This is a genomic window from Shewanella frigidimarina, from assembly GCF_003797125.1.
Classification (GTDB): domain Bacteria; phylum Pseudomonadota; class Gammaproteobacteria; order Enterobacterales; family Shewanellaceae; genus Shewanella; species Shewanella frigidimarina.
In genome coordinates this window covers 1-12,705 of sequence record NZ_RKKE01000002.1, presented here as the reverse complement: position 1 = coordinate 12,705, position 12,705 = coordinate 1, and the positions used below count along the sequence as shown (strand labels likewise).

The window sequence follows — 12,705 nt, the reverse complement described above, 5'->3', positions numbered from 1 at the left end:
CTTACACTTTACTTAAGGCGATGTGTTGTCGGGTGAGTTCTATTAGCACATTAGCATATTGTCGGTAATCTAAATATGGCGTCAGTAATACCGTGTGCTGGTGCTGTATTTTTTGCTTTTCATCTAGTGAGACATAGTGCCGAAGATCGGTTATTCCCATACGTCGTTGGGCTTCTTTGCCACATAAAATATGCCAAGATTCAGAAGGAAATACTATCTCGCCGTGGTGTTCAACCTTTGAATTAACAATACGTAATTGGCAATGCAAACGTGATGGAGTATTGATGTGTTTATCGATTTGTTGATCATGAGACTCATTAAATAATTGGTCACGGATCTGTTTCCAATCAATTCCTTTGTTAGCATTGATATCGTGTTCTAAACAGCAAATCTTCGCCATAATGGTGACGATTTTACGCCAGTGATTGCCATTCAATGCGACCAGTTGTGTAATGGCATCGGGATGAGAAGCTTGCCAGTGCAAGGGTATCTCTGGAGGCGTAGGTAAATAAAAAATGATATCGGGATTCATCGGTCCCCATATATGGCTAAATAAATCTGATGACATATTACTTCCAGTATCGTTATGAATGATAAGAGTTTGGCGGTTCGGTTGTAAGCGTTACACTATTTTTTTGTTCGAATTGGTATCTATTTTTAAGGTTATTATGCGCGCAATTGTGATTGGATCGACGAAACATTTTTTATTTGCCGCATTTTATGGTGCTCTAGGTATTGGTTTAGCGTTAATCATTACAGCCGTTTGGTTGCTGAATGCGCGGCCTAACTTATCATTATGGCACACTACGCACCTTACCTCAGAGTACCATCAACAGTCCGGTTTAACTGATTTTAGCCAATATTTACAGTTAGAAGATAAGCTTTTTGCTGAGGTAGAGCAGCAAGTTTACCGTCAATATCAACCTGAAATAGCATCCCCGGTTAATCGTTATGAGCGTAATAGTTTATCTGATCCTGGATTATGGCAACAAAATTGGAACCGTTCTTTCGAATGGAAAAATCCCCAGGCTGAGTTTGGCCTTTTATTGCTGCACGGTATGTCCGACTCACCTTATGTGATGTCGCATTTTGCGCAGCATTATCAGCACCAGGCTTATGTTTTAGGGTTGCGCTTGCCAGGGCACGGTACCATTCCTTCTGGATTAACCGACATTACTTGGCCTGATCTTGCTGGGGCTGTATCACTTGCTGTTGCCCGCTTGTCTGCTCAATTACCTGGTAAACCCATTTATGTGGTCGGTTTTTCGACAGGAGCTGCTTTAGCATTAAACCATGAACTTGAAAATATCAGCTTAAACAAGCCTACAAGCTTTGCCGGCATGATTATGTTATCACCAGCCATTGGTCTAGCTCCCATTGCGGCAGGCGCTTATTGGCAAGCTAAGCTGGGTAAGTTGCTCGGGCAAGATAAACTGTATTGGAACAGTATTCAAACAGAATATGATCCATTCAAATATCGATCGTTTGCTGTTAATGCTGGCGATGTTGTGTATCAGTTAACACAGCGTAATCAGACCTTATTAGCATCATTGTCAGCGCAGCAATTTAATGCCATTCCTGCAATGCTAACGTTTCAGTCAGTTGTCGATGATACGGTATCTTCGTTAGCTGTGGTTGATTTGCTATATCAAAAATTGCCAATAAATAAAGGCCATCAATTAGTGCTATTTGATGTCAATAGGACGAAGAGTAACAACCAATTACTTTTCCAAGATCCATTGGCGACTTTTGCCCCTTTTTGGTTACCAAAGCAATTACCTTATCGCTTAAGTTTGGTTGAAAATGATCCGCAACAAGATAATCATGTTCAGGTTAGGGAGCTTGCTGATAAATCGAAGACCGACGATGTGATAGCGCTAAGTTTGACTTGGCCGAATGATGTATATTCTTTATCTCATGTGGCGCTAAACTTTCCGATTGAAGACAGCCTTTATGGGCCTCTACCAAGTAATGATCCTGATAAAATCCAAATAGGCAGAGCAATTTATCAAGGTGAGCGAGGCATTTTCAGTGTGACAGCTGATGACATGTTACGTCAGAAATGGAATCCATTTTATCCTTACATGATGACTCGAATTGATGAGTTTACTCAAGGGTATCAACCTGAGTCACCATTAGGCAATAAACCGCTAAATATTAGTCATTAATGATGTTAATGATTGTTCGATTACGTCCCTGTTGCTTTGCCTGATAGAGGTTATCATCAGCTACTTTAATCCATTTATCCAGTTCTACTTCATAATCAGCACTTGCCGTAATAGCACCAATACTGACCGTCACGTTAAATGACTGTTTATCTTCAGGTGATATGATGTCTAATTGCGACAGTGCCTCTCTAAAACCATTGAGATGATGTTCAATATGTAAGGTATTGGACAAAGGCAGAATAAGCAAAAATTCTTCTCCGCCGTAGCGGGCCACAATATCAATGTCACGTTTAAAGTATTTCTGTAATAATTGTGACACGTTCCGTAAGCACTCATCACCAGCTAAATGGCCATAGTTGTCATTCACTTTTTTGAAGAAGTCTAAATCAAGTAATACAACAGTAATGGCCTGATCGCTTCGTAAACAAAAATCCACTAACTCACCAAATTTACGTTCAGCATAACGGCGATTATATAAGCCGGTTAACGGATCTCTATCAACCAGTTCTGTGAGTTTTTTGTTGGCCTTTTCTAATTCCGCCGTACGATGAGCAACTGTTTCTTCTAATTCGACTTGATGCGCGATGAGTTGTTGTTTACTGGCTGCTAACCGTTGGTACAGACTGAATACCTCTCTTGGTGAGCTATCGTCAATTGCCGATGTTTTTGCTGGATCTGAATATGACTGACTGAATTGATTGGCGACAGCTTCTAATGGCACCGTTAGCAACGCGCTGAGCTTCTTTGAAATATAGAAGGTACACAACAATGCAATCAACAGCATGATAAAGCTACTGAACATTTGTTCTTCAGCGAGTTTTAGTAACGGCGAAAATTCTTTTAAAATATACACGGTCCAACCATTATCGAGTTCCCGGTGAGCATACATGTATTCAGGCACAATTGAGGTCGTATTATGAATATTGATTAATTCAAGATTGGCTCGATATACGCCTTTATTTATTGCAAAATTAAATTGTGAGAGTGGTTTCAAGTTGAGTTTTGTTGATGCGTAAATTATTTGATTTTGTTCATCAACCATCACTATAGATTCATCGTCGGTATATTCATTAACTTGGTCAATATGTGCAAAGTGGGTCAGATCAAGTGACCCTTCTACGATTCCTGCAACTTGTGTGTGTTGCTCATCGAGATAAAAGGGCGCACTCATAGCAATAATTGCGTCATTTCCAAATCCGCGACCGAGAAAGACAGATGATACGAATAGGCGCTGATTATAGAATGACTCAATAAAATAATCTCTGTCTTTAATGTTGGCGCTTTGTTCAGATATTTGCTTTGTCATGAGTCTTGATACTGGACTAGCAGCGACAATATTGGCTGTCGGATTAGCAATCAACATGCTGATAAAACCAGAATAGTTTTGATGTGAACTCGATAAAATGTCTTGCCATTTTTCAGGCGTATCTGCAACTAAGTCTAATTGGCTTGCAGTATTTTGAATGACGGTTTTATGGTTTTCAATGTAATTCTGTGCTGAGGTCGATAGGTGAGCAACTGCTTCCGTCATGTTTTGTTTTAACATGACTTGTTGACGTTCTAAAAAATAAAAATTAAAGATTAACGCCGAAAACAATAACGTTAAAGTCACCATTAAGGTGAAGAAATAGGTCAGTTGTGAGCTTAATTGTCTACGATGGCGGTCTTTAACTTTGTCTTTTAAAAACCATAACTTTGGTATCGCTAAAATCAGTAGTGATGCAATACTGGTATAAATCAGTCCGTTGATCCCTTGCTTTGAAATAATAAAGCCTAAGTGAGAGGGGGGAATGTCCATCAATAGCACCACATATAAATATACCATTGGTGCACCAATAAATAACCAATATGCTGCATCAGCATATAAAGCATAGATATCACGGCGTCTGGCATAACCTAAAAATAATGCTTCAAGCCCAAAAAACAAATACACATGTGGGCTATCCCATATCAACATTAATCCAGTTGATGCCATCATAGCGGTTAGAAATGCATACCAAGGTCCCAATAAAACCGCAGCAATGACAGTCACCGTGTTACCTAATACAAATTGCACATTGGCAAAAAATTGTATTGGGTAACAATTGATGAGCAATCCAACGACTCCCAAGATGATCGAGAATAAAAGATGTTGTTGATTAATGCGTGGCAAGGTCAAAAAAATATCCTTATTATTTGTATTCTAAAAAGATTTATTCCTATCTAAGTACTTATCTCAGGAAATAGAACAGATTTCAACGCAAACTAAGGTTTTTTTACACGCAAATGTCCCTTTTTATCTTTTGTGATGCAGATCTCAATCTTTTAATGCTGAAATCTTGTTCGACCTTGGTCTAATTAAATTGATAAACAAGAAATCGCTTTTATTTTAATATTTTTCTATTTGACTGATTTATATATGTTTTTAAGTTTCACGTTAACGTTTTTTAATCAAGTACGACTAAGGTCTTGATTGTGGTGGCCCCCTGAGTTGCTAAATTAACAATGGCTTTACAAAAAATAACTTAGGGGAGTCGCAATGAGTTTTGAAAATAACGATAAGGCAGCGGGTTACTGGCGTGAGAATTTACGATTAGTACTTAGCTTGCTTGCAATTTGGGCTGCAGTGTCATTTGGCTGCGGTATTTTACTAGTTGATGTGTTAAACGAAATTACCTTTATGGGATTCAAACTGGGTTTCTGGTTTGCGCAGCAGGGTGCAATGTATGTATTCGTGGCGCTGATTTTTGTTTATGTAGCGAAAGCTAATACATTAGACAAAAAATACAATGTTCAGGAAGACTAAGGGGCACTAAGATGGATGTTCAAACACTAACATATTTAATTGTCGGCGCGACTTTTGCGTTGTACATCGGGATCGCCATTTGGTCTCGAGCAGGTTCAACCAAAGAGTTTTATATTGCAGGCGGTGGCGTTCACCCTGTTATGAATGGTATGGCAACTGCAGCCGACTGGATGTCAGCAGCATCGTTTATTTCATTAGCCGGTATTGTGTCTTTTACCGGTTATGATGGCTCAGTTTACCTTATGGGCTGGACTGGCGGTTATGTGCTATTAGCCTTATGTATGGCACCTTATTTACGTAAATTTGGTAAGTTTACGGTTCCAGACTTTATTGGTGATCGTTACTACTCTCAGACTGCACGAACTGTCGCAGTTATTTGTGCCATCTTTATTTGTTTTACTTACATTGCAGGGCAAATGCGTGGTGTTGGCGTAGTGTTCTCTCGTTTCTTAGAAGTTGACGTAGAAACCGGTGTGTATATTGGTATGGCAGTGGTGTTCTTTTATGCTGTATTAGGTGGCATGAAAGGGATTACTTACACTCAGGTAGCACAATACTGCGTACTTATTTTTGCCTTTATGGTTCCTGCTATCTTCATCTCTGTAATGATGACGGGTCATATATTTCCACAAATTGGTTTTGGCGCTGAGATGATTGATGCCGCAGGTAATGGTACGGGGGTGTACTTACTCGATAAGCTCGATGGATTATCGGCAGAACTCGGGTTCTCCCAATATACCGAAGGCTCAAAATCGATGATTGATGTGTTCTTCATTACTGGTGCATTAATGTTTGGTACAGCGGGTTTACCGCATGTGATTGTACGTTTCTTTACTGTACCTAAAGTAAAAGATGCACGTATTTCAGCGGGCTGGGCATTAGTCTTTATCGCTATTATGTACACCACTATTCCTGCATTGTCTGCTTTCTCTCGCGTTAATATGATTGAAACCATCAATGGACCAGAATCAACTGGCGTGCCTTATGAAACAGCGCCAACGTGGATTAAAAACTGGGAAAAAACGGGTTTAATTACATGGGACGATAAGAATAACGATGGCAAGATTTTTTACACCAATGGTGAAAAAAATGAGATGAACATTGACCGAGATATTATGGTTCTTGCCACGCCTGAAATTGCTAATCTTCCAGCATGGGTTATTGCACTAGTTGCCGCGGGGGGTTTAGCCGCAGCCTTGTCTACCTCTGCGGGTTTATTACTGGTAATTTCAACATCTGTGTCGCACGATTTACTCAAGAAAAATCTAATGCCGGATATTTCGGATAAGAAAGAGTTAATGTATGCACGAATAGCCGCCGGTTTCGGGGTTGTTATGGCGGGTTATTTTGGTATTAATCCTCCTGGATTCGTAGCCGCGGTGGTGGCCATTGCATTTGGTCTCGCTGCAGCCTCGTTATTCCCTGCTATTATCATGGGGATTTTCTCTAGAACCATGAATAAAGAAGGTGCTATTTCAGGCATGGTGATCGGGCTATTATTTACGGCTAGTTATATTGCCTACTTCAAGTTTATCAATCCGGCAGCCAATTCATCTGAAAATTGGTTACTGGGTATCTCACCAGAAGGTATTGGTATGGTGGGAATGATGGTTAACTTTGGTGTCGCTTTTGCTGTCAGTAAAGTCACCGCTAAAATCCCTGACGAAATAGTCGCAATGGTTGAGTCAATTCGTTTCCCTAAAGGGTCAGGCGAAGCACACGATCATTAACCTGCTGTTATCAACACTGTTTAAAAAGAGCGCTTAGGCGCTCTTTTTGTTGGGCTTTAGTCCTATAGCAGATAAGCGAAACGCTTTGCTATAGTGATATTGTTCGCCCATGCACAATAGGGAAATGATTAATGGATGCCAGTGAGTTACAACCAGTAGAACAGTTTTTAGCGGCTCATTCGCCTTTCGACACGCTACCTAAAGAGAGTATTCAATATTGTGCTAGAAAGATTAGCATCGGTTATTACAGTAAAGCGTCTGCCTTTGTTGAGTTCGATAAAGACAATCCAAAATTGTACATTGTTCGTAGCGGTGCATTCGAAGTGCGTGACCCTGAAGGTGTGTTGGTTGACCGAGTTGGCGAAGGTGAGTGTTTTGGTTTTTCCACCTTATTATCGGGTGAAAAAGTGGTTAATAAAGTGGCCATTTTAGAAGATGGTTTGGTTTATCATTTACCACAATCAGTCTTTGCCAAATTACGTTCCGAACATCGGAGCTTTGATCAGTTTTTTGCCCGTGCTTTTGCTAAACGCTTACGCAATGAAACTAAATTTAGTGCTAAAGATTTGACCACGACTAGCCGTATTACTTCCATCATGTCATCTCAGCCTATTATCATCGACGCTCACGCCAGTGTTATGGATGCGGCTAAATTAATGCGTGAACACCGGGTTTCATCGGTGCTCGTTATCGATAATCAAAAATTAACCGGTATTTTGACCGATCGAGATTTACGTAATCGAATTATCGCAGAAGGCTTAGACGTCAATACGCTGGTGAGTCAAGCCATGACCATCAATCCCGTGACAACTCACGCCAACGCGCTAGTGTTCGAAGCAATGTTGGCGATGAGTGAGCATAATATTCACCACTTACCTGTGGTTGATGGTAGCCGTGCATTAGGGATGATCACCAGTACTGATATATTACGTTCGCAAAGTTCACAGCCCTTGCTGCTTATTGGCGAAATAGGGCGGCAAGGTAGTATCGAAAAGCTTATTCAAGTGAGTAAGCAAATTCCGTTACTATTGCAAAATTTGATTAGCGCAGATGCTAGAGCAGAAGAAATAGGTAGAGTATTAACGTCGGTAACCGATGCATTAACGCGTCGGCTAATTGAATTGAATCAACAAATTTTAGGTCAAGCACCAATGGCGTTTTGTTGGCTGGCTTTTGGTTCCCAAGGTAGGCAAGATCAAGTTGCTTGTTCTGACCAGGATAATGGTTTATTGCTGGCCCACGACCCCGATGAATTTGCCGCCGCTTATTTTGAAGCGTTAACAAAAGCAGTATGTAAGGGCTTAGATGAATGTGGCTATATTTATTGTCCTGGTGACATTATGGCGCAAAACCCCAAATGGCGCTTATCACTGGTGAAGTGGAAAGGGCTTTTTTCAAGATGGGTGAATACGCCAGAACCAAAAGCCTTAATGCATGCCAGTATATTTTTTGATATGCGTCCAGTGTTTGGGCCATTGAGTTTATTCAGTGAACTGCAAGATGATGTTTTAGCATCTACACAAAATAATGATATTTTCCTTGCCGGAATGGCGGGCAACTCGTTAACTGAATCACCACCATTGGGCTTTTTTAGGAAGTTTGTTCTTGAGCGTGATGGTAGTGAGGTGAAAGGCATGGATTTAAAACACAAAGGAAGTGCATTAATTAATGATATTGCCAGAGTGTATGCCTTAAGTGCTGGCATCAAAGAGGTTAATACTGCTAAGCGGATCAGAGCGTTAATGGACGCTAATATTATTAATCGTAAAGATGCACTTAATTTGGCGGATGCCCATGAGTTCATTGCGCACATGCGTTTAGCTAATCAAGGCTATCAAGCCACCAATAACTTACCTGTGAACAATTATCTAAAACCACAACACCTTTCTTCATTAATGCGCCATCAGCTTCGTGATGCATTCAAAGTAGTACATGATGCCCAAGCAGGTATAAAACTTAAGTTCATGAGGAGCTTTTAGTGGCCAGTTTTTGGTGGATAAAAGTGGTGTTATGGCGTAAAAAAATGACCACTTTACCTTCATTACTCAACACGTATTTAGAAGCAATAACGCCTGCGTTAACAAAACCATTTCTAGATGCACCTTTGATGGCGATTGATCTTGAAATGACTGGCTTAGATCCAATCCATGATCAAGTCATCAGTATCGGTTTAGTGCCGATTATCAACGGGGTCATTCCGCTTGATAAAGCACAGCATATGATGATTTCTATTAGCGGCAGTGTGGGGCAGAGCGCGACGGTTCACGGTATTGTGGATAACCAATTGCACATGGCCTTAACGTTAGCAGAGGCAATTGATTGGTTTTTATCAAAAACAAAGGGCTATATTTTGGTCGCGCACCATGCACCGTTGGACATACAGTTTATTCAGCAGCAGTTGATACGCTGTTTTGGACAATCAATTCCGTTGGTATTTATTGATACACTAGCCATAGAAAAGAAGCGCTGCTTAATGCAACAGCCTGTATTAAAAGAAGGTTCGTTACGCTTGAATGCAAGCCGTGCACGTTACCGTTTACCCGTTTATTCTGCTCACAATGCGCTTATTGATGCATTATCTTGTGCTGAATTGTTGCTGGCTCAAGTTTCGGCGATGGGTGATATTAAAAAGTTGTCGGTTAAAGACTTAATCAATGTGTCTCGTTAGAAAAGAAAAAAGCCAGTCATCGAGACTGGCTTTTCTATTAAACACTGAAGACAGCTTATTCTGCGTTTTTAGCTTTATTGAAAAAATAATCAACTGCAGGTTTAATCAATTCAAGTGCGGTTTTATCGCAAGGCGGTAATGCAGCATCACTGGTGTTAATTGGCGTGGTGCGTTCCCCCCATTTTAGCAGTAAGGCCGCTGAGGTTAATCCAGCACCAAACGCGCAAGACAGAATAGTCTGATTGGCTTCAATTCTACCTTGAGATAACGCATCGCAAATCGCAATCGGGATAGTCGCTGCAGACGTATTGCCATAATCAGCGATATTGACGAAGGCTTTTTCTTTTGGAATTTTCATTCGGCTGACTAGCGTATCAATAATACGTTCGTTTGCCTGATGTGGAATAACAAAGTCGACATCGTCGATGCTGATACCACAGCTGTCTAATACCTTATTACTTAAACTTCCCATGCCATGAATTGCACGTTTAAACACATCTTGACCATTGATATGAATGTAAAAATCCAATGAGTCATTGTCAAATCTATCCATCTGGGTGCCAAAGTTAGACTTTAAAATATCGCGACCTTCAGGATCATTATTTAATTCATAACCTAATACACCACCAGGTTGGTCACTGGCCTCAAGTACAACTGCACCAGCGCCGTCACCAAATAACACTGCTGTTTCACGTCGAGACCAATCCAAATAAAAAGATAAACGTTCAGCGCCGATAATCAGAATCTTCTTACTTTGGCCGCTCTTAATCATTGAGCTGGCCAAGCCAACACCATACAAAAAGCCACTGCAAGCAGCGTTAATGTCAAATGCACCACAGGTAGCACCAATATTTGCCTGTACCGTTGATGCAATATTGGGGATCAAGGTATCAGGGCTGGCGGTGGCCAGAATAATTAAATCTAATTCACTGCCATCAATCCCTGCTGCGGCAAGCGCATGCTTAGCGGCAACCGAAGCCATTTCAGAAGTATTAACGTGACTAATGTTACGCTTACTAATTCCAGTACGTGTTTTGATCCATTCATCTGTCGTTTCCATGAATGTCGCTAAATCGTCATTGGTCAATGTTGCGGGTGGAACTGACTTACCCCAACCGGTAATGTGTGCATACTGCATAAGAAGTTCTCTCAATATGTTTCAATAGTTAATTAAATTTATTTACAACATCAATGGTCTGACATTAACCAGCTGATGTTAAATGCTTAAATGATCATGACTAAGGTTTATTATTGTTATTATGACTTAATCTTTTGTTCTACCAGTTTCGTGATCGAAGCCGAAGCATGCAAGATATGCTCACGCAGTAAAGTTGTGGCTTTTTCGATGTCGCGATTTTTACATAATTCGAGTAACACTCGATGTTCTCTTTCAGCGATAGGTATCCCGCCAGTAAATAACAACTGCAGACGAATATAGCGATCGCAATTAGTGTTTAAACCGTTAACCACTTCCATTGTATGAGGACGATTAGCTGCTTGGTATAAACGGGTATGGAATCGAGTGTTCAGTTCACTCCAACTTGCTACTGATTCTTTCAGTTTAAATGCCAATTCAAGTTGAACCAGTACGGCTTCAGCTTCAACAAGATCTTTGTCAGATAGGTTAGGGATGGCCTTAGCCAACAAATCTGATTCGATCATAGCGCGCAGTTCAAATAATTCAGTGACTTGTTCAACAGATAACAATGTTGCCGTTGCGCCTTTGTGTGGTTCGAAATTAATCAAACCTTCTGCTTCTAATTGAACTAAAGCTTCACGAACGGGAATTCGACTTACATTTAACTGTTCTGCAATAGCAGACTGCCTAAGCGGTTCTCCTCCTTGTATATCACCAGAAAGGATCCGTTCTCTGAGCGCCTCAACAACAAGTTGCGTACGCGTTTTATGAATAATAGGAGGTATATTGCTCATGTATTCTATAATAATCACTAATTTCTTCGGGCAAGGGTAACGCTTAGCCGCCGCTTTATAAAGTGAAACCTATACAATTATGCAGATTAAGCACATAAAACCGCGGTAAATGAACAAATTAACAAAATTATTCAGATTATCTGGCCCAAAATTCATCTCAATGGGATAATCGACACAGTATAGAGTTTAAGGAGTGTTAGGTTGAATAAAGCAGTATTTCTCGATCGTGATGGTGTGATCAATAAAGACAATGGTTATGTTCATACCGTGGACGACTTTGAATATATCGACGGTGTATTTGAAGCGTGTCTCGCATTAAAGCAGATGGGTTACCTATTAATAGTGGTGACCAATCAATCTGGCATTGCTCGTGGTATGTACAGTGAGGATGATTTTCATCATTTAACGGAATGGATGGATTGGAACTTTGCCGATAAAGGTGTCGAACTTGATGGTATCTACTATTGCCCGCATCATCCACAAAAAGGCCTAGGTGAATATAAGCAAGATTGCGATTGCAGAAAGCCCAAACCCGGCATGATGCTAGATGCTGCAGAATTTTTGAAAATTGATATGAGCCAGTCAGTCATGGTGGGCGATAAAGCTGATGATATACGCGCAGCAAAAGCGGCTGGCATTAACACTGCCATTTTGGTTCGTTCAGGTAAAGTAGTAGACGAAGCCGGAATTGAACTTGCGAGTGCAGTTGTTGACAGTATCGCTGATGTTCCGAGTCTGCTAAGTCAATTACTCGCCAAATAATAGAATCGCGAACTCAAAGCGATTATTTCAGCTGTTCATATTTAAGCTTTCACCACTTATATATGAACAGCGATTTTCAATGTAACCATTTACCACGTTTTAGTCTTTCTCTTCCTTTATATACTAAGCAGCTTATTTTTTGCTGATACAAATCCCCTTAGCCAAATAAAGATATGTCATCCAATAAGGCTAAATCGTTCGCGCTACTAAATGCGGCTACGGAGTTAACATGAAATTAACGTCGTTTCAGTAATTTTTTAGACTCAACATGCTAAATTACCCGCTTAAACCACTGTGAGCCGCATAATAAGCCTTATATAGGTAACTAATATAAATTTGATGTTCGCTGTAGCATGCTAATTTTGCCTATAAAGTCAGCAAAAACATCAATAAACATGGCTTTAAGTTCAAATAGTGTGCAGTTGGGGCGTAATAACCATTAAAACCGTAGAAAGCCCTTGCGCTATAAATTGTTTTCCCTATAATACACCCCACTGACACGGAACGCAGCGTCTAACGCTAGTTGCCAAGTCCGCTCTTTAACAATTTATCAAGTAATCTGTGTGGACATTCACAGGTATTGAGTTATTCGAAATTGTCTTCTGTTCTTCGGAATGTTGGCAATCAAAAAATTTAAACTCAATGCAACGATGAGTGTTC

The 12,705-nt window shown here is 40.4% G+C and carries 10 protein-coding genes; 6 read left to right on the top strand and 4 right to left on the bottom strand.

The features are described 5' to 3' along the window. Position 1: 1 nt before the first annotated feature. Entirely contained in the window at positions 2-568 is a 567-nt protein-coding gene (locus tag EGC86_RS05075; RefSeq protein ID WP_245423109.1) for a DUF6942 family protein, read from the bottom strand. 100 nt (positions 569-668) lie between these two features. Here EGC86_RS05075 and EGC86_RS05070 point away from each other — a divergent pair, with 100 nt between their 5' ends. Continuing rightward, a complete protein-coding gene (locus EGC86_RS05070; RefSeq protein ID WP_102036834.1) occupies positions 669-2,168 on the top strand; it encodes an alpha/beta hydrolase in 1,500 nt (499 codons plus the stop codon). Here the strand turns inward: EGC86_RS05070 and EGC86_RS05065 are convergent. Next, positions 2,158-4,326: a diguanylate cyclase gene (locus EGC86_RS05065; RefSeq protein ID WP_245423108.1), complete on the bottom strand. Its 2,169-nt coding sequence runs from the start codon at positions 4,324-4,326 to the stop codon at positions 2,158-2,160. The genes EGC86_RS05070 and EGC86_RS05065 overlap by 11 nt on opposite strands. Before the next feature lie 360 nt (positions 4,327-4,686). Between EGC86_RS05065 and EGC86_RS05060 the strand changes: the two genes are divergently transcribed. The 4 genes from EGC86_RS05060 (at position 4,687) to EGC86_RS05045 (ending at position 9,351) form a co-directional block, all read left to right on the top strand. After that, on the top strand, positions 4,687-4,953 hold the full coding sequence (locus EGC86_RS05060) for a DUF4212 domain-containing protein (protein ID WP_011637017.1): 267 nt from the start codon (positions 4,687-4,689) through the stop codon (positions 4,951-4,953). An 11-nt stretch (positions 4,954-4,964) separates the two neighbouring features. Beyond that, complete coding sequence (locus tag EGC86_RS05055) at positions 4,965-6,683, top strand: sodium:solute symporter family protein (RefSeq protein ID WP_123776853.1); 1,719 nt, start codon at positions 4,965-4,967, stop codon at positions 6,681-6,683. Between the two features lie 131 nt (positions 6,684-6,814). Further along, entirely contained in the window at positions 6,815-8,662 is a 1,848-nt protein-coding gene (locus EGC86_RS05050) for a DUF294 nucleotidyltransferase-like domain-containing protein (protein WP_011637019.1), read from the top strand. Then, the gene (locus EGC86_RS05045) at positions 8,662-9,351 is read left to right on the top strand and encodes an exonuclease domain-containing protein (RefSeq protein WP_123776852.1); all 690 of its coding nucleotides are present in this window, start codon (positions 8,662-8,664) and stop codon (positions 9,349-9,351) included. Before EGC86_RS05050 ends, EGC86_RS05045 begins: the two co-directional genes overlap by 1 nt. A gap of 55 nt (positions 9,352-9,406) precedes the next feature. On the opposite strand, the gene EGC86_RS05040 is transcribed toward EGC86_RS05045, so the two are convergent. Together EGC86_RS05040 and EGC86_RS05035 are read right to left on the bottom strand one after the other, a co-directional pair. Continuing rightward, entirely contained in the window at positions 9,407-10,489 is a 1,083-nt protein-coding gene (locus EGC86_RS05040) for a ketoacyl-ACP synthase III (protein WP_123776851.1), read from the bottom strand. Positions 10,490-10,608: 119 nt separating this feature from the next. Further along, on the bottom strand, positions 10,609-11,283 hold the full coding sequence (locus EGC86_RS05035) for a GntR family transcriptional regulator (protein WP_011637022.1): 675 nt from the start codon (positions 11,281-11,283) through the stop codon (positions 10,609-10,611). A gap of 201 nt (positions 11,284-11,484) precedes the next feature. Here EGC86_RS05035 and gmhB point away from each other — a divergent pair, with 201 nt between their 5' ends. Then, complete coding sequence (gene gmhB, locus EGC86_RS05030; protein WP_011637023.1) at positions 11,485-12,045, top strand: D-glycero-beta-D-manno-heptose 1,7-bisphosphate 7-phosphatase; 561 nt, start codon at positions 11,485-11,487, stop codon at positions 12,043-12,045. Positions 12,046-12,705 lie beyond the last annotated feature (660 nt).